Origin of the sequence: Pedosphaera parvula Ellin514 (assembly GCF_000172555.1) — a bacterium.
In the GTDB taxonomy this organism is placed as follows: domain Bacteria; phylum Verrucomicrobiota; class Verrucomicrobiia; order Limisphaerales; family Pedosphaeraceae; genus Pedosphaera.
Genome location: NZ_ABOX02000042.1, coordinates 36,536 through 58,026, shown reverse-complemented (window position 1 = coordinate 58,026; position 21,491 = coordinate 36,536). Strand labels below are relative to the sequence as shown.

The window sequence follows — 21,491 nt, the reverse complement described above, 5'->3', positions numbered from 1 at the left end:
TGACATGAAGAGAAGCGAATCACGTTTTGTTCTGTCCAGATTTAAGGCACGCGGTAATTTCGCAAGAGGTTGAGAAACGGGTTGCTGGTGATCCTCCGGGGTCTGAATTTCGAGCCGGTGCGAGGTTTATTCAGACAGCATTATTTAACGTATTACAGCCACCGAAGTTGTTTTAATGGAGAGGAAAGGAGGCGAAGCGAAAGTAATTTCAGCGTGAGTAGCGGGGTGGTTTTCTCATCGGCATTGGTGGCGGTGGTTGATTTTCGGAATCGGGATTTGGGATGATGAAAAGCGATGGGTTTTGTCGAGTCTGATATCCGGGAAATCTACAGGGAGGTCATTTTACAACAGAGCGTATGCAGGGCCAGAGTGTTCTCCGCACAATGCCATTTTATTTGAAAGGAGCATGAGATATCCGCAGTTGAGAGGGGGAGGAGAGTTTTGGAGGAGGTGTTTATAAAAAGAATGAATCGATTTCGGGAGTTGGGCAACGTTCTTGCTAAGGAGGTATAGACATAGCGCATCCAGGCAGCCAATATTGCCTTAAAATAGGACATGTGGCTGTAAGAGGTGCCAAGAGGTCGGATGAAAGTGATGTGCGGACCATAAGACTTGGTTTCGCGAATTGGTGAGACTGTGGATAAAGGGACTGTGGATAAAGGGAAGAGGAATTAAGACAGTTAACGAACAGGAATATGCCATGAGTGACCAACTGCCATTTATTGATGTCGAATTCGTCGACAATCCGGAGCCGAGGTGCCCGTGCGTGCTGGTGCTGGATGTGTCCAGTTCGATGCGGGGAGCGGCCATTGATTTTTTGAATTTGGGTGTGGACCTTTTTGCCCATGATTTGACGCGGAGCCGGCTGGCGTGCAAGCGAGTGGAGACAGCCATCATCACCTTTGGTGACGGGGTGCATATTGTGCAGGATTTTGTCAGTCCCTCAGCATTCGTGCCGCCGCGTTTCGAGGCGGGTGGCAAGACGCCGATGGGTGAAGCGGTGGTGCAGGCCTGCGAGCTGTTGGAAAAAAGAAAGAGAAAATACCGGGCGGCAGGGGTGAGTTATTTTCGCCCATGGATTTTTCTGATCACGGATGGAGAGCCAACGGATTACGAAACGGCGAACTGGAGACAGGCGGTTGAGATTGTAAGAGCAGGTGAGGTGGATAAAAAATTAATGTTTTTTGGTGTGGCGGTGTCCGATGCGAATCAAGGGAAGCTGAATGAGTTGTGTCCAGCAAGCCGACCGGCGATCAAGCTGAACGGTTTGGATTTCCAAGGGTTGTTCACATGGCTATCCTCGTCGCTGAGGACGGTTTCCTCGGCCAATCCCGGCACGCAGGGAATCGTTCTGCCTTCCATCGCCGGCTGGGCCACAGTGAATGTCTAGAGCGATGTGGAAATTCGCAAACGCGTCAGTGCGTGGTTCGGCGCATTTGGAGAACTGCCTGCCATGCCAGGACTGGAGCACATTGCGAGTTGTGGGGCCGGATCGGAATGTTGTCATTTGCGCGTTATCTGATGGTGCGGGGTCGGCGCGTTTTGCTGATGAAGCTGCACAGTTGGTTTCGGAGGGAGCGATTGAGTTTTTCGCCCGCGAACTGAATGATCATCCTGATCCAGCGCGGGTCCTGGCAGCTTACGAGCGGCTGGATGGCAAGCTGATGATCCAGGAGCAGCAGAGAACGCTGCAGCAACTGGCTGCTGAACGACGGGCGCCAGTGCAGGATTTTGCCTGCACATTGCTGGTATCCGTGGCGCATCCGAAAATTTCCCTTTTCTTTCAAATTGGCGACGGGTGTTGGGCGGCCTCGCGAGGCGGGATTCTCGGAGCGGTTACGTGGCCGGCACAGGGAGAATTTGTTGGGCAGACTGAATTTGTGACTTCACCGACGGCGGCGAGTTCCTTTCAGATGGGGCGCATCGATGGACGGCTGGATTTCATTGTGGGGATCACCGACGGATTGGAACGGCTGGCGTTGGATATGAATGCGTGTATTCCGCATCCGCCATTTTTTTCACCACTGGCCCGCCGGCTCAAGTCGGAGATGAATCAGGAAAGTTTCAGTTCCGGTCTGCACCAATTATTGGAATCGGAGCGCGTATGCGCCCGAACCGACGACGACAAAAGCCTCGTTCTCATGGTGCATGATGAATGAAGTTTATGACGAGTCGGGAAGGATGCTGCCACTGGGCGACCAGTTTGCCAGCGGCGGCGAGGGGGTGCTTTATCGCCTCAAGGACACCGAGACGCTGTGCGTAAAGGTTTATCATGAAAAGCCGGACGTGGTGCAAACCCGGAAGTTGAAGTTGCTGCGGTCGCGCGCAGAGGCACTTTCAAAGGTGGCGGCATTGCCCAAGTCTTTGCTCTTCGCCGATGCGGATTTATCCAAGGTGGTTGGCATTCTGATTCCATTTGTGCGTGGGCATGAAATTCATGATCTCTACGGCACGCGGGCGCGGCTGCATCATTTTCCCAAGGCCAGTTTCAGGTTCATGGCGCATGTGGCGTATAATCTCGCCCACGTTTTCGATGAGCTGCATTGCCATGAAATTGTGATCGGGGACATCAGCGAACAAAATGTCAAAGTCCTGCCGGATGCCACCGTGCGATTGATTGATTGTGACAGCTTTCAAGTGGCGGATGAAGGGACGGTTTACACTTCGGATGTGGGGACGCCGTTGTGGACGCCGCCGGAGTTGCAGGGCAAAAATCTGGTTGGCCTGCATCGGGATGTGAATCATGATTTGTTCGGGCTGGCACAGTTGATATTTCTTTTGTGCTTTGCCGGGCGACATCCGTTTGCCGGTGTGCCACGCGGGGGAAAACAACTGACACCGGAGGCGGCGATCGGCGAATTCGCGTTTGCTTTCGCGCCGAAAGAACTTGGTTTGCCGCTCGCACCACCGCCGGGTTGTCCAGCCTTGACGGCGTTGCCGGGATGCATGCAGGAGCTTTTCATGCGCGCGTTTTTGAAGGGTTCGGAGGCGCCGAAGGCGAGACCGCAGGCGGCGGAGTGGAAGGAATGCCTGGAAGAATTGTTGAAAAACCTCACGGCGTGCGCAAATCATTCGGGACATATCTTTTGGAAAAAGGCAGTGGAATGCCCGTGGTGTTCCGTGATGCGTGAGACGGAGGTGGATCTCTTTCCATTCCGCGAAGAGCATACCAGTGACACAAGCATGCTGTTGAAGGAGGCGGATTTTATCACGCGCTTGCGCAGCATACGTCCGCATCCGTTTGCCATCGAGCCGCTGCCCGTCTTTGCTGATCTGGCACCCGAGGCGCTGCCATCGGAACCGGCGGGACTTTGGAATTCGCTGCAAAAAACAGTGGCTCTTGGCGGCTGGAAAAAGAATTGGCTGTCCACCGCGCTGGACGCGAACCAGAAAGCCCTGGCGGAAGCCGAAGCCTCGTTGCAGAGCGCCCCGAGTCAACAGATGCTCGTAGCGGATTATAACCGGGAGTTTTCCAAACTGCATGCCGTCGTCCTGCCGATGTTGCGCATGTTGAGCCGGCCGGGGCATGTGCGACGGGACATTGAAGGTGACCTGGCGGGGGATCGCAAGAAGTATCAGATGCAGGAATTTTTGGACGATTTGTTGTTGCGCGATGCGTTGGTGTCCGGGGTGGGATTGGGTGACAAGACGATGTTGCAATCGCACGGCATCGAAACGACGGCCGACATCACGGAAGCGGCATTGGCGAAGATCGCGGGATTGGGTGAAACGCAGGTTTTGGGATTGCTGGCGTGGCGCAAGACGTGTGAAGGGATTTTCAAATATGATGCGTCGAAGCCGATGTCGAATTCGTTGCGGCAGGAGATTGAGCGGCGGGTGCAGGAGCGGCTGGAGAAGCTGAAAGAGGAGGCGCTCGCGTGCGAGCGGAAGTTCGGTGAATTGCAAACGTTGTTCAATGCGCGGTTGCGATTGGTCCAGGCTCAACTGGCTCAACTCGCGCGACAACGTGAACAGGCCCGAGTGAATATCGCGTTTTTGCAGGAGCAGTTGGGGATGGAGTGAGCAAAATTGCGAATGGCGAATTTCGATTTTCGAACTTGAGGTCAGCCGCAGATGGACGCGGATTCACGCGGATGGGGAGAGCTTGGTAAATGCCCAATGACAAATGACCAAGGTCCATGGAATGGCCAATAAGCACGGAGCAGGATGGCTTGTTGCGTGTTGCGTGTGGCGCATGTCGCTGAATAGGGTGTTGAGGATTTCGAGTCTGGCTTCGGTTTTTTTCCTTTTGAAGAGGTTGAACATGGTGCTTCCTTGTCTGGCAATACTTGACCAATTGCCTGTGGACTTGACTCATCGTCCATGGACGAAGCTGGTTGGTCCATAGACGATGAGTCAATGCCATCGCATGATCCTGTTCTCAAGGCATTTGGGGACGCAGTTCGTACAAAAAGGGTTAGCAAAAAATTGACTCAAGAGAAGCTCGCAGAACGGGCTACTCTTGATCCGACGTATGTTAGTGGAATTGAAAGGGGCCTGCGTAATCCTGGTATCAAAAATGTTGCTCGCATTGCAAAAGCATTAGGAATCTCCATTTCCGAGCTTTGTAAGGGGGTGGATGCGTGAGTAAACGGCGCAGACGTCAACCGAATCTAACTGTAGTTGATCTTTTTGCAGGCTGCGGAGGACTTTCGTACGGATTAATGAAAGCAGGGTGGAAAGGTGTAATTGCCATCGAAAAGGATCCGATGGCATTTGCTACACTTAAACATAATCTCGTTGATATGGAGGAGCACTTTGCATGGCCAAAGTGGCTACCCACCACTTCGCATGATATAAAAAAGGTCATAAGGAAGTATCCTTCCGAGCTGAAGAAGCTTGCAGGAAAAATTACCCTCGTGGCAGGCGGACCACCGTGTCAGGGATTTTCCGTTAATGGTAAACGTCAGGAAAAGGACCAGCGCAACAGGTTGGTGAAATCATATGTTGCTTTCGTAAAAATTGTGAAGCCTAAGCTGCTTCTCTTCGAAAATGTGAGGGGCTTTACAATGGAATTTGCGAAAAATGGTTCAGGGGAGATTTACTCGGATAAGGTTTGTAAGCTCCTTCGAAAGCTCGGATACGATGTATTTGCAGACGTGATTGACTTTGCAGGATATGGGGTTCCTCAACGTCGACGGAGATACATTCTTGTCGGAACACTAAAAGGATCTGCTAAAGCCTTCTTTAAGCTTATAAAGAAGCAGAAGGTTGGTTTTTTGAAACGGAAGGGGCTACCTACAAGGTGCACGGTTTCACAGGCAATTCGTGATCTACAGAAGTGTAATGGGCTGATTAAGTCTCCTGATTCCAAGAGCTTTTTAGCTGGTACATATTCAACTCCTCAAAGTCGCTATCAGCGATTCTTGCGTGAAGGCGTGATTTCTGAGGTGCCCGACAGTCATCGCTTTGCTAAACATGAGAAATCCACAGTTAGGCGTTTCCGAGATATTCTTAGGCGTGCGCCGAAAGCTAAGCAAATTTCGGAAGAGTTAAAAGCTAAGTACAAATTAAAGAAAAGATCAATAACACCCCTCTGTGCAAACAGCGTGAGTCCTACTCTTACGAGTTTGCCAGATGACTACATTCATTATAGTGAGCCGCGCATACTGACTGTAAGAGAATATGCGCGATTGCAGTCTTTTCCAGACCGTTTTGAATTCAAAGGAAAATACACCACCGGAGGTAAACTTAGGCGACTAGAGGTTCCTCGTTATACTCAAATTGGAAATGCAATTCCACCGCTTTTTGCCGAGCAGGCAGGTTTAGCTTTACGGAAGCTTTTATAAATGCCAAATCTTCACTTTAAAACTAACGTTCTGCTCAAGAGCATCATTGGAAAAGATTTAATCAACAATGATAATATCGCAGTACTTGAGCTTGTAAAAAACGCATTCGATGCTGGTTCGAGGAAGGTCGATATTAGTTTCAAAAACATTTTATCGAACGATGACTCTGAAAATCCTATTTATTCCAAGCATTCTTCCAAAATTATTATTCAAGATTGGGGAAAGGGAATGGACTTAGGGGCGATCGAAAATAGGTGGTTGAATATCGCTTTCTCAGAAAAGAAAACTAAAAAGAAGGAGTTTGATAGAGTTCTTGCAGGGGCAAAAGGGATAGGCCGTTTTTCTTGCGATCGCTTGGGGCATTTTTTAGATATATATACGAAAACTAAGAAAGGTCCGATTGTTCATCTGAAAGTCAACTGGAAGGATTTTGAGATTGACGATGCTCCAGATAAGCGGATTGAAACGGTGCCAGTTGAGGTGGCTATCATCACAAAATCAACTTTTTTAAAGACCACACGCTTTAAAGGATTCAACCACGGTACGATTCTCGAAATTAGTAAGTTAAGGAGTGAGTGGAACGATGAAAAATTGTTGTCACTGCGTAGATACTTGGAACGCTTACTCAATCCAAATCAGGCCTTTAGTAAAACTCCCTTTTCATTATTTCTCGCCGCACCCGAATTTAACGAATCGGTAAGCGGCGAAATTAAGAACCAAATTTTTACTCGTCTAGATTTTACATCCACATCAATAGAGTCTCAAGTTTCGGAGGATGGGTCTACGATTACAACTATCCTTCGAGATAAAGGTCGACTGATTTTTGAATTAGTGGAAGAGAATAACCGGTTCCATCTTCTAAAGGGGGTGAAGGCTGTGATTTACTACCTCAATCCATATGCGAAAGGATATTTCAAAAAGATGACCGGTTTTGATAAGGTGCAGTTCGGCTCCATATTTTTATTTATTAACGGCTTCCGAATACCACCTTATGGTGAAGAAAAAGACGATTGGCTTGGACTGGATAGACATAAAGCGCAAGGTTACGCAAGAAACCTGGGCACAAGAGAGGTGGTTGGGCGAATTGAAATTGAAGATCCGCAGGGCTATTACAAAATTGTTTCTAGCAGAGAAGGAGTTGTCCGTGACACTCGAACCGAGCAAATTACCGACCGTAAGGGATTTTACTTTTTAGCTCATCGAAGACTGGAGCGGTATGTAACTGAAGGTCTGAACTGGGATAAGGCCCCTGACAGCTCGGTACGAGCCTTCGAGCAAAAAGCAAAGGAACCCGGTTGGAAATTTGACCCGAGTGAAGAAGTTTACACAGAGAGTGAAAAAGATAAAAGACTGCGAGTCTTACAAACTCTTGCTACGACAATCAATACAAGCCCAGATCAGGTCATAAAACTGTTTATTAATACTGAGCTAATCAAAGCTCTTTCCGAAGAAGAGGAAGAAAAGGTTCAACAGATAATTTCTGGATTTTCCGGCTACAGAAACAACTTAGCCTTAGCAACTACTTCTGCGCTTAAACGAGTCCAGGCGCTTTTTGAAAGGCAGAAAAAACGCCTTGAGAGTGTGGTTGCAGAAAAAGAGGAATTGGCGCAAAAGGTTGATTCACTAGCGGGAGAGAATTTGTTTTTGAAGTCTGCCCTCAGTACTGACTCAAAGGAAGTAATGGCTCTGCAACACCAGATCGGAATTTCCGCCAATCGAGTTGATAGAAAGCTTCTTGATCTGAAACGCGCGATTGAGACTGGCGGGAATAGAGAGAAGCAGTACCAATTGATTAATGTAATAAGTTTAGAGATAAGAAAAATACAAAGTGTATCGCGCTATGTTACCAAGGCTAACTTTTCTGTTGAAGCGAAATGGATCGAGGATGATTTGATAAAATTTATCAAAGAGTACGTTCAAAATGTCTATCAAGAATATCAGGAATTTAAGGTCAATAACACTCAGCTGAACATTGAAGTTTTGTGTTCGCCAAAGCTAAAGTGGCACACTCGATTTACACCTCTCGAGATCATAATAATATTAGACAACCTTTTCGACAATTCCCGTAAAGCGGGAGCTTCAGCAGTGGAGGTGAGTTGCCAATTACTCAAGGATCAGGTCTTGGAAATACGTGTTTTGGATAATGGCAATGGCATTATACCAGAGTGTGCAGACAAAATCTTTGATTTCGGATTCACAACTACGGACGGCTCCGGTTTAGGCTTATATCACGCAAAACAACTAATCACAAAAATGGGGGGAGAAATCAAGATAGGTCGAATTCTTAAAAAGGGAGCTGAAATCATAATACATCTAAAAAAATGAAACTTCATTACAGAATATTGTGGTTCGAAGACAACGCCGAATACGTTAAAGACGATTTTGAGCCAGACATTACCGCTTATCTAGACTCTTTTGGTTTTCAAGTTTCTATAGATTGGAGAGAAAGCCGTTCAGGAACAACCAAATATGATCTTTACGATCTCATTATCACTGATCTGAATTTAGCTGGAAATCATAAAGCCAATAATCACGGTGGGGTCTTACTGAAGGAAATCAGGGACCATCGAGTATACACTGAGATCCTTTTTTATTCAGGTAGCCCGGAAATGTTAACCAAAGAACTGAACAGAATTGGCCCGATTGAGCGGGTCTCTCTTTACGCGGGACGGGGTACGGGGCTTTTAGATAAAATAAAACAAGTTATCTTTCTGACCATACGGAAGGTGCAAAGTGTGAATAATGCTCGTGGATTAGTAATTGCTGAAACGATTGATATCGAATCGAAGATGCTCGAGGTAGTCGATGCCTTTCTTTCCCGGAATCTTGATGTCGTTCCAAGAGAAGTCAAAATCAAGCGCCTCCAAAGTTTTTTGAAGGAAAAAATAAAATTTTTAGAAAAACAGGCTCGTGCAGTTGCTGATTGCGATCCAGAGAAAATGGATGCCTTTTGCAAACAAAAGTTCTTAACAGCCTCAGATTCTCTGCGTCTATTTCTTGGGTGTGTCTCTGAGACGATCAGGTCTTTAAAAGAAGAAGAAAAGCTGGGAAATAAGTCTAAAGTGCTTGATGCTGGCAACAGAAGAACAAGATTGGAAGCGATCTTTGCAGAAATGAAGACCGTTGAGGGGGAAATTATAAGTTTACGAAATAGCTTGGCCCACGTGCGAGAAGAACAAAAAAGCGATGGTTCGATTGTCCTTAAAAACCGTAAACAGGACGGGGCCGAATTCATTTTTGACGATAAATGGTGTGTGAAGGTTAGAAAGGATTTGAGAAGGCATTCGCAAAACTTAGTAGAGCTAAGTTCTCTACTCTAGACGAATAAAGACATTTCACCTAAGTTCAGTTGGTGGAATGAAGTGTCTTCTAAATAAGCGGTCGAAAGTTGGTCATAGATTTGTTTTAGATAGAGAAATCGCTATATTCCAGAAGAAATTGTCGCATTGGTGGCGTGTCAATGCACGAGAATTTCCATGGAGAAATGACAATGCAACTAGCTACCACCTAATAGTTAGTGAACTGCTTCTACAACGGACTCGTGCAGAGACGGTTGAACTATATTGGCCCAAGTTTATTAACATTTTTTCTGATTGGGACACGCTTGCTAATACTTCAGAGAAAAAAATTTGCAAAATTCTTCAGCCATTAGGCCTATCTCGACAAAGAGCTCCCAGAATCAAAGCCCTTGCTGTCGAGATATGTACCGAGAAAGGACGTTTTCCGCAAACACAGGAAGACATTCTTTTATTGCCAGGTGTTGGACAATACATTGCTAATGCCATCCTTTTGTTTGTTCACGATGTTCCAGCTCCTCTCCTGGACGTAAACATGGCTCGCGTGTTGGAGCGGTATTTTGGATCTCGAAAGCTTGTCGACATTCGGTTCGATCCTTATCTTCAGTCTCTGTCGAAAATGATCGTAACGAATAACGATCCTCGGATGATTAATTGGGCAATTTTGGATCTTGGCGCACTCGTTTGTAAGTCTGCGAACCCGATTTGTAATCAGTGCCCATTAAAATCGAATTGCAGACATTTTCACCGTTCAGGTAGGTCACTGCGTCAAAGAAAGTAATTTAGTATTAACCTATCTCGGTATAAAAGTAAGCAGGCAAAGAATCCTTTTATTTAAAAACTTCCGTTCTATGGTATTTCAAGAATTCACGATTAGGTTCTGAAAGCTTTTCCGGCTGGCAGATTGTTTTGCCTTGATAGGCGGCAAAGTTTTTTTCTAGGGCTTCTTGGGGAAAATATTTTTCGAGTTCTTTGCTGAGGGTCAGGCGGAGGTTGTCGTCGAAAGTGACGAGGCCGGAGTCGAAGGCGGCGTCGTGGATGCTGGAGAGGCAGAGGCCGTTTTGGGGATCGAGGCGGTGTTCAGGGAATTGGCTCCATGGGACGATATGGCTGGCGACGAGTAGTTCGGGAACGGCGATGCCGGTGATGCAGCAGCGGTGTTGGTAAATGTTGAGAATGGTTTGCCGGAAGAATTGTTGGCTGCGGCGGACTTTGACGAGTGCGGTTTTCTCGGTTGGACCAGTGGGAGGCGTGAGAATTTTGGCTGGTTTTACTTTTACCCCTTTGTCGGAAATTTCGGCTTCTTTTTCACCGGTTGAAACAAAGAGATTTTGGAAGAGGTCTTCGCTTTGGATGCCGAGGGTATTCCAGTCTTTACGAAATTCTTTCCAAACCTCCCGGTCTTGTTCGCTAGCACCTGCGAGTCCTTTGATGCCGCGAGCTTGTTGCACGGGGTCGAGCGAGGCGAAGTTGCTGAGTTTCATGGCCAAGCTGTTGGCTGTGCGTCCCATTTTCTCGGCGGTTTGGATGATGATGGGATTGCGCGAGTGGAATTGGCCGAACTGCAGTTTGCAGTACAGGTTCATGGCGATGAGCAGTTGCTCGCGAGTCCATTTAACGGAGGGTGCTTTGGCCATAAAGCCAGGATGAGGAAAGTTGGAATATTCTGCGAGTGAAAAAGCTTGCCGGAAATGCGATTCCTGGCCAGGTAGTAATGCCCAGATTATGGAGAAAATATTTCATATTAAAATCGGGGCGAACGATCTTGGGCAGTTGTTGGATGGATTGGAGATCAGGGCGTCGGGATGGGAGAATACGGCGGAGTTTTTGCGGAGTGGGGAAATGCCGGAAGAGTTCTTTATTGCTGAGGAGTGTAGTGATGCGGATGAGGCGGAAAAGATTGGGCGGCATTATCGGAGCATCGTTGAAAAGATTCGGGGGCAGATTGAGGAGCAGGGAGGGTGGTCGTGAAGAGGAAAACGAGATTTCGGATTTGGAGAAGGGATTACGGCCCGACAAGGCAGTTTCCGACGGAGGATGTTTATGAGGACATAAATGTCGCAATACGGACGGCGTCGCAAATGACTCGGGAGTTAACGATTCTTGGAAAGAGTGGAATGTATTTTCCATATCCAGAGAGGAAGGCTCCAAATGGTTTTGGGCGGAGGGAATTTTACCGCAGAGATCCCAAAGAACGCAAAGAGGGAAACTAACTTTGAGACAGGATTTACAAGATTAACAAGATTGTTCACCACGGAGACGCAGAGGCTCCGGTCAATGCCTGCCTTTGATGACGCGGACCAGGGCTGATGAACCGGGTATTTTATCGGCGGGCATTGGTTCGAAACATCCCCCGAGGTGCTCGGCCAAAAACTGCTCGGCGCGCGCGTTGAAATCTGTCCCGTTCTCTGGCCGCGCGAAGCCATGGCCTTCATCAGGATAAAGAACGTAGGTGACGCTGCCGCCGTTCTTCTCAATGGCGGCAACAATCTGCTCCGATTCAGCCTGCTTGACGCGTGGATCATTCGCTCCGTGCCCGATGAGCAAAGGCCGCACGATCCTGTCCGCGAAATTCAGTGGCGAGGCATGGTGGAGCAGGTCTGCGTCCCTTGGGTCGTCAATATTCCCGACGCGCGTATCGAGCATCCCGCGCGCGCTCTTCCAATAAGATGGAATGAAGGCAAGGAGCGTCTTCAGGTTCGACGGCCCGACCACGTCCACCGCGCACGCGAACACCTTTGGCGTGAACGTCACTCCGGCCAATGCGCAATAACCACCATAGGAGCCGCCGAAAATTCCGATCCGGTGAGGGTCTGCGATTCCTTCCTTCACGGCCCAGTTGACGCAATCAATCAGGTCGTCGTGCATCTTGCGGCCAAATTCCTTGTTGCCGGCATTGAGAAGCTTTTTCCCATAGCCGGTTGAGCCGCGGTAATTTGGCTGCAGCACCGCGTAGCCACGATTGGCGAGCCACTGGGCATAAGGATAAATGAATCCCCAGGTGTCACGCAGCCAGGGACCGTCATGCGGGAATAGAACCATGGGCAGTTTCCGCGCCGGCACTCCGTTGGGCAGGGTAAGATAGCTGTGCATCTTTAGGCCATCGCGGGCGGCGATGACGATCGCTTGCATTTCCGCCAGCGGAAGTCCTTCCAACCTGGGACGGGTGGAGAAGAGGAAAAAGCCCTCTTTGGCCTTTCGATCCCATTTATAGAATCGCGGCGGCTGCCGGTCGGAATGAAATAAAACCAGCCAGGCGTCGTTCGCTGCGGTCCGGTTCACCAACCGAAAATCGCCGTCGTTAAGCCGGGCGAGGCCTTCGAAATCGGCCTTCACTCCGGGGTCAATCACGCGCCAGACGGTTCGTCCGGGCGCGAACGAGACCGCCTCCACCACACGCGTGTGAGGGTTGATGATGACCTCGCCCGCATCCACTTCGTCGCTGGCCGCGATGATTTTCTCCACGCCGGTGTCAATGTTTTTTTCCACCACGGCGGCTGTATCCCGCCCGATCGAGGATTTGAGAAAAAGCGACCGGCCGTCTGCGGTGAAATCAATCGTTTCCAGGATTTCGTCCGGACCGACCTTGAGGAGGGACTTCCATCCCTTGTCATCGTCGCGCACGCGGATTTCCGTGCCGCCGTCGGGTGTCAGCACTTCAGCCGCCCGGACGCGAAATTTCGGGTCCGTATGCCAATTGTGAACATCTCCGGGGTTTTCGGTGTCGAGTTCCATGGCGCCGTTTTTCAGGTTGAGCAGATAAACATCAAAGAGCGAGCGGTCGCGCACATTGAGCAGGACCATGGCTCCATCCGGGAAATCGGGATTCAATTTCACCGTGAGCGCCCTGACTCCCTGAAAGGGCGTGTAATCGCACACGTTGCCAGACTGGAGGTCCACACCGAAAAGGTGAAAATTCTCGTCACCGTCACTGTCCTGCAGATAGAGCAGGGTGCGATTGTTCTCCGCCCAGAAAAACTGGCGGATGCCGCGCTTTTTGTCCGCGGTGACAATCCTGGCGTCGTCGGAGCCAACGATTTGGACCCAGACCTGGAGGACGTTGTTGGTGTCCGGCTGCAGCCATGCCAGGTGTTTGCCATCGGGAGACAGCGCAGGGGTGTCCCGCTCAGGGTTTCCAAAGAGAATGTCGCGTGGAAATCATGGAAGGCAGTCAGTCAAAGAGGTCATCGCCGACGAGGCAGGCGTCGTCAGAACAGTGAGAGAGAGCATGCGGTGCAGCCTGTACTGATGAGCCCTTGTCATGCCCGGACATACTTGAATTTTGGAGCGGCTGTCAACGGGAATTCGGAAGGAGTTGAATCACGAAGGGGCACGAATTTTCACGAAGGAATGGCCACAAAGAGGCACAAAGGGCACAAAAGGGAGAAAAAATTTTTGATTTGCGATTTTTGATTTTTGATTGAGGGCGGTCCGCCTCCTTTTGCTCGGCGGCTACGGGGAAGAGGGTTAAGTTTTCAGTTTTCAGCGGGGCATTAGCGATGGTGATGGTGGGTAGTAGAGTTGGGGAACATTGGGCTTGACAGGATTTGGGGGTGGTTCAAAGTGCGGTTGTCTCACCATAAATACAAAACCCCTTAGCCGGGACAATTCAGTTGAAGTAGCGCGGTTGCTTGATCTTTCTGATTCTTGCGGACGGTCCTTTCGGACTCGTTTTTTCCAGACAGGGACCGGGGCTTCGTTGTTCGTCGCTGACAGAGTCGAGCTTTGATGCCTCACGACGAGTGTTTCGTGCAAAGTGCCCCACCGCTTCTCTTTCCACTGAATTGTCCCGGCACAGAAAGCACTACTATGAACTATACAAGAAAGGCCGTACCGATGGGACGTTCGGGACAAGGAACCGAAGCGTCGCGAAACAGGAATTCAGTTTTATTTTCATTTGCACTTCGTTGCCGGGCGTTGTGGCTGGGCATGGTCGTCGCCGCGTTGATGACTGTGGCTGGTTATTCTGCGCATGGGCAGACTGCAACGCTGATTGTCCATTCCAATGCGTGGCTGGGAGGATTGGGCGTGGATATTTTCAATAATGCCGGTGTGTGTTGTTGCGGTTGGGGGAGTTCATACACGATTTGTCCATCGAGCGGGCAGAGTGTGTATACGGGTTGCGAGTGGCAGTGTGTGGAGATGCCGCAGCGGTTGTACACGGTGCGTGGCTGGCATTGCGGTGCGTGGGCTGTCAGTTCTGCCTACCAGCTTTTTAATAATCCGGACGTGGGCACTTCCTACAACAATGGAAGCGGGTATGTGCCGGTTTCCGGGGATTTGCTGGTCTGGAAGTCGACGCTACCCAACAGCGGACATGCCGGGCATGTGGCGGTGGTGGATTATGTGGACTCCTACAATGTTTATATTTGCGAGCAGAATTCGGTTGCAACCGGGCGCGACATCATGAGTCGTTCAGGAGTGAACGGTTCGTCTCTCAGCCGTTCTGGATGGCCGGATCGTTACTTCTATGGCGTGGTGCACAATACGAATAACCCGTTCGGCAACCTGGCGCCGCCGATACCGTTGTGGACCTGGGCCTCGCAGCCGATCAACACCAATGCCGACGGTCGGCTGGACTTGTGGGGTGTAGGCACAGACGGGAGCGTTTATCACAATGTTCAATCGACGCCCAATGGCGGCTGGAATGGCTGGGTGACGACGGGATTATCCGGAGTGCAGAGCGGCGTCACGGTTGCCCGCAATGCGGACGGCCGGTTGGAAGCGTTTGCTCGCGGCTCGAACAACAGCATCTGGCACACGTATCAATCCACTCCTAATGGCAGTTGGAGCGCCTGGGCCGACCTGGTGAGTCCGGGAATGCAAGGCACCCCGGTGGTGGCCGTGGATATCGATGGGCGTCTGGAATTGTGCGCGCGCGGCACCAATAATATCGTGTATGATAATTTCCAGACCACGGCGGGTGGCAGTTGGTATGGCTGGATTAGCTTGAGCGGAGCCATCACTTCGGATCTCGCGGCAGCACGCGAACAGGATGGACGCGCTGAGCTTTACGCGAACGGGACTGGCGGGGCGGTTTATTATAATCATCAAGCGAGTCCGAGCGGGAGTTGGAGTGGCTGGGTGAGCCTGGGTGCGCCCGCCGGGGGAAGTCAACGCGTGCCGGTCGCAGCTCAAAATGCGGACGGCCGCCTGGAAGTCTATACGGTCGATACCAACCATGTCGTCTGGCACAATTATGAAACCACGGCCAACGGCGCTTGGAACGGTTGGGCCAGTCTGGGAGGATCGATCAGTTCCCGCATAACGGCCGGCCACAATCTGGATGGGCGCATCGAGCTTTATGGCGTCGGGACGGACGGGAATGTTTATCATAATTATCAATCTGCTCCGAATGGCGGCTGGAATGGCTGGGTGAGCCTGGGAGCGGGCGCAGCGATCAAGGCCGGCGACGCCGTTGCCGTTGGCAACAATGCGGATGGACGGCTGGACATCAGCATCGGCAGCACCACCAACGCGGTCTGGAACAACTACGAGTATCCCTCGGCGAACAGCACGAGTTGGAATGGTTGGGGTACCTTGGGCGGGAGCATCTCGTATCTGTTTAAATAAATAGATTAGCGGAAGGTTTTGCATGAGCCGGTCTTTGGGGAAGCCCAGAGGCCGGTTTTTTTATTGCGTGTTGCGTGGGGGACGTGGGTTTGGCGCCAGAATGTGTCGCATGCAGGGTATTCCCCATTGGAGCAATGACCAGCAGACTGTAAACATTCCTTTGGAACAGGGAGGCAGATCATGAAACCAAAAATGCAGGAGGATATACAGAGGACTCGTTCAAGCCCGGAAGAATACGAGCTCCTCGTGCTGGGCAGCGGGACGGCTGGCAAACTTATCTCCTGGACCCTGGCCAAACACGGGATGAAGACCGCCTCCATTGAGCGAAAATATGTGGGCGGTTCCTGCCAAAACATCGCCTGCCTTCCAAGCAAGAACGTTATCCATAGTGCAAAGGTCGCTTCGTACTTCCGGCGAAGCGAGGAGTTCGGCATCACCAAGGGGGATTGGAAAATCGACATGCAGGGCGTCCGTGCTCGCAAGCGCAAGATGGTCAAGGACCTGGTTGACATTCAGATTGATCACTACAAAGAGAGCGGAGCTGAGCTGCTCATGGGATCAGGACGCTTTGTCGGACCGAAAACCATCGAGGTTACCTCTGCCGATGGCGTTATACGCCTCCTTCACGGGAAACAGGTCGTCATCAATATAGGCACCCATGCAACCATCGATCCTACGCCGGGCCTGCGTGAAGTGAACCCCTTGACCCATATCGAAGCACTGGAGCTTGATCGCATCCCGGAACATCTCATCATTCTGGGAGGCGGCTTTGTCGGCGTTGAGTTCGCCCAGGCGATGCGCCGCTTCGGCTGCCGGGTGACGATTGTTGACCGCAACGCTCGTCTGATCCATCGCGAGGATGAGGACATCTCGGCAGCCCTGCATGAACTGTTCAGGGACGAAGGAATCGACGTGCTCACCGGCACGCGGATCACTCGCGTCGAAGGCAAATCCGGCGAATCGGTGAAACTGAGCGCCAACCGCAACGGCTCGGAACTCGTCCTGGAAGGCAGTGATATCCTGGTCGCGGCGGGTCGCACGCCCAACACCGACGGCATTGGTCTGGACCTCGCCGGAGTTGAAACCACCAGCCATGGGTACATCAAAGTGAATGAACGCCTGGAAACAACGGCACCCGACGTCTGGGCAGTGGGTGAGTGCGCTGGCAGCCCGCACTTCACACACATCTCGGAAAACGACTTCCACATCGTGCACGAAAATATCCTTGGCGGCCATCGCGTGACCACCGGCCGGCAAGTGCCGTTCTGCGTATTCACGGACCCCGAGTTTGCCCGGGTCGGCCTGAGTGAAACGGAGGCCAACGAGGGTGGCGTCGCCTATCGACTGGCGAAAATTCCACTCAGCGCGGTACAGCGAGCCCGAACGCTTTCAGAAACCCGGGGTTTCATGAAAGCCCTCATTGACACCCAGAGTGATCGCATCCTTGGCTTCAGCGTTTTCGGAGTCGAGGCGGGAGAAATCATGGCCAGCGTGCAAGTCGCGATGATTGCCGGGCTCCCTTATACAGCGCTACGTGACGCCATCTTTACACATCCAACGCTGCTCGAAGGACTAATCGCACTTTTTAATAATGTGACGCCTGCCTCCGTTCCCGCTTCCAAAGCGTAGGTTTTACAAGCATGAATCTCCCTGGATCATACCAGACAAAATCAAGCCAGTGCAAGACGCTGACGATGTGAAGGATTCAACTTCGCAGATCCACAGTTCCCGTTGTGCAAGGCTGCTCCCTGCCTTGCTCAGCGTGATCGCCGGCAGCGCGGATGTCATCAGCTTTCTCGGACTCGGCCTGTTCAGCGCACATGTTACCGGCAATCTGGTCGTCCTCATCGCACAGATATTAGGCAGGGGAACAGGCGCCGCCTGCCTCGTCCTCTCCTTGCCGCTTTTCATTCTGGTGCTTGGCCTTACGAGGTTGCTCGTCGCTGGCTTGGAAGCGCTTGGCATCGGCTCCTTGCGGCCTCTGCTCCTGCTGCAATTTCTGATGCTGGGCGGTGCTTTTGTTCTTTGCCTCGTCTCTGGCGACCATCGGGATTCAGGGGCGCGAAACACACTCATTGCCGGCCAACTGGCCGTGGCAGCCATGGCCGTCCAGAATGCACTGGTGCAGCTTTCGTTGCAGGGGACGCCCCCAACTACGGTGATGACGACAGACCTTACTCGTTTCATCATGGATGCTGGCGAAGTCTTATTGGGGCATAATCCAGCCGAGGTGGCCGAGGCGCGTCACCGAGCGAAGCATACCTGGCCAGTTATCATTGGCTTCATCGCAGGCGCTGGCCTTGGTGCGGTGTGCTTTGCGGCCGGAGGCCTAAAGTCCCTGGGCTTGCCCGCCGGCCTGGCCTTGCTTGCATTGGTCATGAGCCTGGCCATCAGGCCGGTTGGTAGAAAGCAATGATGATTTTGTGTGTTGCGTGTTGCGTCAGATTCCCGGGCGGAGGTTGGGTTGAGAGATGCGGGGACGAGGATGGTAGTGTTTGTTGTCGTCGATGCCGGAGAACTCGGAGTCGGCGGGGGCGGAGTCGTAAAGGATGTTTGGTTCCAATTGCATGGTCGTGGCAGGGCGACCTGGGTGTTTGGTTTCGAGGAGGGCAGTGCCCGTGCCGGTGAGGAATGTTCCGTCATCCTTCATGACGTATTCGCCGGGGTTTATTTTGGCGGTGCGATTGTCGCAGGTGGCCTGGTAATCGGATTGGGGTGGGAGTTTGCGGAGGTTGCCGATGACGTAGCCAGCGCGGAGATTGATGCGGGTGTGGGAGATGGTGCCGTGTTTGGTTTTTTCAAAATCAAGTCGGTCGAGGGAGACGACCGAGTTTTCGTAGATGTTGAGGGTGCTTAGTTTTTCGGTCCAGGTATAGAAAGGGTCGCGAGGTTGGTTGGGGTCGAAGCCATAATGCGGTTTTTTTTCAAGGAGAAGGGTGACTTGAGATTTGCTGCCAGCGGTTTGGATGACAGTGCCAGCGGCGATGCTGGTCCCTTTTTCGACCACTGCCCAGGTTTTGCCATCGGTGGAGTAGCGGGCTTTGCCATTGACGGAAGTGACTCGGGCAGTGGGTGGCGGGGCGTCTTTGGCGAAAAGGGCCGTGGGGAGGGTGAGCCACAGGAACGCGCAAAGGACACAGAAGAGTTGTGTTGCGTGGTGCGTATTGCGTGCTGGGCGTCGAATGGTTCTCATGGCGTGAAGGGCGGGTGGAGTATGAAGGAAAGGGTCGGGGAAGGAAAGAGAGTATTGAATGCGGAAGGAGCAACTGCAGAGAGCTCAAAACGGAAAAGGACGGATGGGTAACCGCGAATGGATCGGGATTCACGTGGATAGGGCAGGGTGGAATTTGTGAGTAATTATTGAAATATTTGTTGACAGAGTCGTAGAAGATAAGTATTTGTTGTGGCGTGTGAAAGAGGTCAATACCGACCTGAATTGTGGCTGTTATGTTTTATAAATACGACGTTTACGATAAAGTAATAGATCATATTGCAGTATGGACCGGTTAAACTGACTTAAACTGAGTTAGCCTTGGTTAAACTGAGATATAAAATGCATGTTCAGATTGTCATTTTGTCCAAGTTTCAAATTGGCGATGGTCTGGCGTTTGCTGTTCGTAATATATCTTATGGTGCGGAAGCCATCGGAAGGTATCGGAAGGTATCGGAAGGTATCGGAAGGTATCGGAAGGTTAAAATTTTTCCGGGTGGAATGATGCCATTAGGAAAAGAAATGGAGAGGTTGAACGTGACGAGTAACGAGTTGATCGGCGGGGGTAGTGTCATCACGATGGGTTGCCAATCGGCTGTGGCAAAGATTGATGAAGCGGATTGGGTGGGTGGAGTGACAGAAGTGGCGGAAGAGGTTAAAATAGGCTTTGAAGGGCAAAAAGGGGTTGGAAAATCGGTTGAAATATTGATTAGCGAGCGCTTGCAATCCTTCAGAAGGCAATCCATGCTAGCCGGATAAATTTCAAGCGCGACATTAAATAACGCGCCTTTTAGAACGCATGAGTACATCTCCAGAAGCTGAATTTAATTTGGAAAAGTTGTTCCTGCCCGCCTGGGCTCAGGAAGCACCGGCCGCAAACCGTTACGAAAAGTATACGGGCAATGAAACATCGGAGCGTCCTGAACGCCGTGGTGGTGATCGTGGTGGTCGCAGGCCGGAAGGCCGGGGCGGTCCTGGTGGGCCGCGTCGCGAAGGTGGCGGCGGTCGTCCGGGCGGTGCGCCGCGTGGGCCGGGTCAAGGTCAAGGTGGCTTTGGCGGTGAACAGCGTGGGCCACGTCGCGAGGGCGGCGGTGGATTTAATCGTGGGCCGGGCAGAGGTCCTGGTCAGGGTCGCGAAGAGCGTGGCGGTCGGTTTGACCGTGGCGAGCGTCGTGAGGCGCCGTTGCCATTGCCGGAGTTGACGGTGACTTATTTGCCGGATGACAAGGGAGTGGATTCGTTGTCGCGGCAGATCAAGATGAGCGGGCGTTCGTTCCCGTTGTTTGATATTGCGCAGATGATTTTGCAGAAGCCCGAGCGGCATTTGGTACGCTTCGAGGTGAAGAAGAAGCAGGATGGAACGGTGGCGCAGCCGTTGTTCCTGTGCGCGATCGATGATTCCCTGTGGCTTTCCGAAGAGGAAGCGGTGGCGCATGTGATGACGAAGCATTTCGGCATGTTCTATCAGGCGGAGAAAACGCCGACGGAACCGCCGAAGGGAACTTATACGTTCGTGGCGCAGTGCGGCATCAGCGGAGTGATTTTGGGCCCGCCGAATTATCATGATTATCAGAATCAATTGCGGCGGTTGCACGCGGAACGTTTTTCGCGGATGCCATTCGATATGTTTAAGTCGCGCGTGAAGATCGTGAAGGACGAGGCGACGGTGAAGAAGTGGGTGGAAGACCAGAGTTTCAAGACGGAATATATCTGCCTGAACGTGCCGGAAGCGGGACGATTGGCGAGTCGCGAGGATGTGGACAAACATTTCCGCGAAGTTCATTTGCCGAACATCATCAAGCAGGTGGAGAAGCACACGATGACGGGTGTGGCGGCGAGAGCATTGCGCGCGCCGGCATTGCAGCGTTTGTTGCGGAGCACCTGGGAAGATCAGCGGCGGTTCCCGTTGCAGATTGCGACGATATTGAGCCAACAATTTGCGGGTCACGGCTTGCAGTTCTTCAAGGTGAACAAGACGGTGACGCATGTATCGGTGGCGCGTCCGCATTATTTGGATTTGGATGCAACGCCGGTTTCCGAGCAGGTAAAGAAGATCGTGCAGTTCATCGATTCGAAGCCGAAGTGCACGCGGAAGCAATTGGTGGAAGCCTTGGCGCCGACGCCAAAGGTCGCACCGGCAACTCCGCCAACTGTCGCAACAGCTGAAGCTGCGCCTGCGTCCGCACCTGCTGAAGGTGCCGCACCGGCCGCTGCGCCAACTCCAGCAGAACCCGCGACCACGCCGGAACAGGCGGCGGTGATTGGAGATTTGCATTGGTTGATTCACCAGGGTCACGTAATTGAATTTGCCAACGGCATTTTGGAGACGGCCAAGAAGCCGGTTCCGAAACCGCCCAAGCCAGCCAAGGCAAAGCCTGCTGAAGCTGCAGCGGTTGCGGGTGGTGAATCGGCTGAAGGCCAGGCCGCGACTTCGGGTGAAGCAACGGCAACGCAGACTGAGGCGAGTGCCGGGGAGCAGGTTGCACAGGAAAGCTCCAGCACTGCTGAACCTGCGACAACACCCGAGCCGACAGCACCTGGTGCTTCATCGGATACGGAGCCAAAACCAGAGACTTCCGCGACTTAAATGGAGCGGATTGGGCTGGGTGGCAGGAGTTTAAC

Annotated in this window: 18 protein-coding genes; 15 read left to right on the top strand and 3 right to left on the bottom strand. The window is 51.7% G+C overall.

The window, feature by feature from the left end:
- Positions 1-700 precede the first annotated feature (700 nt).
- From CFLAV_RS24150 to CFLAV_RS37915, 8 genes are all read left to right on the top strand, one after another.
- Positions 701-1,390: a vWA domain-containing protein gene (locus CFLAV_RS24150; protein ID WP_007417485.1), complete on the top strand. Its 690-nt coding sequence runs from the start codon at positions 701-703 to the stop codon at positions 1,388-1,390.
- Between the two features lie 4 nt (positions 1,391-1,394).
- Entirely contained in the window at positions 1,395-2,159 is a 765-nt protein-coding gene (locus tag CFLAV_RS24145) for a PP2C family serine/threonine-protein phosphatase (protein ID WP_040549971.1), read from the top strand.
- Entirely contained in the window at positions 2,149-4,023 is a 1,875-nt protein-coding gene (locus CFLAV_RS24140) for a hypothetical protein (protein ID WP_150107568.1), read from the top strand. The genes CFLAV_RS24145 and CFLAV_RS24140 overlap by 11 nt, the downstream gene beginning before the upstream one ends.
- Before the next feature lie 300 nt (positions 4,024-4,323).
- The gene (locus CFLAV_RS24130; RefSeq protein WP_237712449.1) at positions 4,324-4,587 is read left to right on the top strand and encodes a helix-turn-helix domain-containing protein; all 264 of its coding nucleotides are present in this window, start codon (positions 4,324-4,326) and stop codon (positions 4,585-4,587) included.
- Positions 4,584-5,789: a DNA cytosine methyltransferase gene (locus CFLAV_RS24125; RefSeq protein WP_040549966.1), complete on the top strand. Its 1,206-nt coding sequence runs from the start codon at positions 4,584-4,586 to the stop codon at positions 5,787-5,789. Before CFLAV_RS24130 ends, CFLAV_RS24125 begins: the two co-directional genes overlap by 4 nt.
- The gene (locus CFLAV_RS24120) at positions 5,790-8,114 is read left to right on the top strand and encodes an ATP-binding protein (RefSeq protein ID WP_007417480.1); all 2,325 of its coding nucleotides are present in this window, start codon (positions 5,790-5,792) and stop codon (positions 8,112-8,114) included.
- Entirely contained in the window at positions 8,111-9,109 is a 999-nt protein-coding gene (locus CFLAV_RS24115) for a hypothetical protein (RefSeq protein WP_007417479.1), read from the top strand. The genes CFLAV_RS24120 and CFLAV_RS24115 overlap by 4 nt, the downstream gene beginning before the upstream one ends.
- Positions 9,110-9,146: 37 nt before the next feature.
- On the top strand, positions 9,147-9,866 hold the full coding sequence (locus CFLAV_RS37915; protein WP_007417478.1) for an HhH-GPD family protein: 720 nt from the start codon (positions 9,147-9,149) through the stop codon (positions 9,864-9,866).
- Between the two features lie 49 nt (positions 9,867-9,915).
- Here the strand turns inward: CFLAV_RS37915 and CFLAV_RS24105 are convergent, their stop codons facing one another.
- Entirely contained in the window at positions 9,916-10,722 is an 807-nt protein-coding gene (locus CFLAV_RS24105; RefSeq protein WP_007417477.1) for an HNH endonuclease, read from the bottom strand.
- An 88-nt stretch (positions 10,723-10,810) separates the two neighbouring features.
- Here CFLAV_RS24105 and CFLAV_RS24100 point away from each other — a divergent pair, with 88 nt between their 5' ends.
- Positions 10,811-11,056: a hypothetical protein gene (locus tag CFLAV_RS24100; RefSeq protein WP_007417476.1), complete on the top strand. Its 246-nt coding sequence runs from the start codon at positions 10,811-10,813 to the stop codon at positions 11,054-11,056.
- 303 nt (positions 11,057-11,359) lie between these two features.
- Here CFLAV_RS24100 and CFLAV_RS24090 read toward each other — a convergent pair whose 3' ends face one another.
- Positions 11,360-12,985, bottom strand: coding sequence for an alpha/beta hydrolase family protein (locus tag CFLAV_RS24090; RefSeq protein WP_007417474.1), 1,626 nt, complete (start codon positions 12,983-12,985; stop codon positions 11,360-11,362).
- Between the two features lie 9 nt (positions 12,986-12,994).
- Between CFLAV_RS24090 and CFLAV_RS36215 the strand changes: the two genes are divergently transcribed.
- From CFLAV_RS36215 to CFLAV_RS24075, 4 genes are all read left to right on the top strand, one after another.
- Positions 12,995-13,498, top strand: a complete 504-nt coding sequence (locus tag CFLAV_RS36215) for a hypothetical protein (RefSeq protein WP_202796951.1) — start codon at positions 12,995-12,997, stop codon at positions 13,496-13,498.
- 396 nt (positions 13,499-13,894) lie between these two features.
- Positions 13,895-15,658: a PLL family lectin gene (locus CFLAV_RS33030; protein WP_150107567.1), complete on the top strand. Its 1,764-nt coding sequence runs from the start codon at positions 13,895-13,897 to the stop codon at positions 15,656-15,658.
- 180 nt (positions 15,659-15,838) lie between these two features.
- A complete protein-coding gene (locus tag CFLAV_RS24080; protein ID WP_007417472.1) occupies positions 15,839-17,287 on the top strand; it encodes a dihydrolipoyl dehydrogenase family protein in 1,449 nt (482 codons plus the stop codon).
- Positions 17,288-17,336: 49 nt separating this feature from the next.
- Entirely contained in the window at positions 17,337-18,074 is a 738-nt protein-coding gene (locus CFLAV_RS24075) for a YoaK family protein (RefSeq protein ID WP_007417471.1), read from the top strand.
- Between the two features lie 24 nt (positions 18,075-18,098).
- Here CFLAV_RS24075 and CFLAV_RS24070 read toward each other — a convergent pair whose 3' ends face one another.
- Entirely contained in the window at positions 18,099-18,851 is a 753-nt protein-coding gene (locus CFLAV_RS24070; protein ID WP_007417470.1) for a FecR family protein, read from the bottom strand.
- Between the two features lie 360 nt (positions 18,852-19,211).
- Here CFLAV_RS24070 and CFLAV_RS24065 point away from each other — a divergent pair, with 360 nt between their 5' ends.
- Both CFLAV_RS24065 and CFLAV_RS24060 read left to right on the top strand, forming a co-directional pair.
- A complete protein-coding gene (locus tag CFLAV_RS24065; RefSeq protein WP_007417469.1) occupies positions 19,212-19,628 on the top strand; it encodes a hypothetical protein in 417 nt (138 codons plus the stop codon).
- Between the two features lie 40 nt (positions 19,629-19,668).
- A complete protein-coding gene (locus tag CFLAV_RS24060) occupies positions 19,669-21,456 on the top strand; it encodes a hypothetical protein (protein WP_007417468.1) in 1,788 nt (595 codons plus the stop codon).
- Positions 21,457-21,491 lie beyond the last annotated feature (35 nt).

Excerpts from the sequence above, each read along its gene's own strand:
- CFLAV_RS24150 (WP_007417485.1), top strand. The coding sequence starts at position 701 with ATGAGTGACCAACTGCCATTTATTGATGTCGAATTCGTCGACAATCCG.
- CFLAV_RS24145 (WP_040549971.1), top strand. The coding sequence starts at position 1,395 with ATGTGGAAATTCGCAAACGCGTCAGTGCGTGGTTCGGCGCATTTGGAG.
- CFLAV_RS24140 (WP_150107568.1), top strand. The coding sequence starts at position 2,149 with ATGATGAATGAAGTTTATGACGAGTCGGGAAGGATGCTGCCACTGGGC.
- CFLAV_RS24130 (WP_237712449.1), top strand. The coding sequence starts at position 4,324 with ATGGACGAAGCTGGTTGGTCCATAGACGATGAGTCAATGCCATCGCAT.
- CFLAV_RS24120 (WP_007417480.1), top strand. The coding sequence starts at position 5,790 with ATGCCAAATCTTCACTTTAAAACTAACGTTCTGCTCAAGAGCATCATT.
- CFLAV_RS24115 (WP_007417479.1), top strand. The coding sequence starts at position 8,111 with ATGAAACTTCATTACAGAATATTGTGGTTCGAAGACAACGCCGAATAC.
- CFLAV_RS37915 (WP_007417478.1), top strand. The coding sequence starts at position 9,147 with ATGAAGTGTCTTCTAAATAAGCGGTCGAAAGTTGGTCATAGATTTGTT.
- CFLAV_RS24105 (WP_007417477.1), bottom strand. The coding sequence starts at position 10,722 with ATGGCCAAAGCACCCTCCGTTAAATGGACTCGCGAGCAACTGCTCATC.
- CFLAV_RS24100 (WP_007417476.1), top strand. The coding sequence starts at position 10,811 with ATGGAGAAAATATTTCATATTAAAATCGGGGCGAACGATCTTGGGCAG.
- CFLAV_RS33030 (WP_150107567.1), top strand. The coding sequence starts at position 13,895 with ATGAACTATACAAGAAAGGCCGTACCGATGGGACGTTCGGGACAAGGA.
- CFLAV_RS24080 (WP_007417472.1), top strand. The coding sequence starts at position 15,839 with ATGAAACCAAAAATGCAGGAGGATATACAGAGGACTCGTTCAAGCCCG.
- CFLAV_RS24070 (WP_007417470.1), bottom strand. The coding sequence starts at position 18,851 with ATGAGAACCATTCGACGCCCAGCACGCAATACGCACCACGCAACACAA.
- CFLAV_RS24065 (WP_007417469.1), top strand. The coding sequence starts at position 19,212 with ATGCATGTTCAGATTGTCATTTTGTCCAAGTTTCAAATTGGCGATGGT.
- CFLAV_RS24060 (WP_007417468.1), top strand. The coding sequence starts at position 19,669 with ATGAGTACATCTCCAGAAGCTGAATTTAATTTGGAAAAGTTGTTCCTG.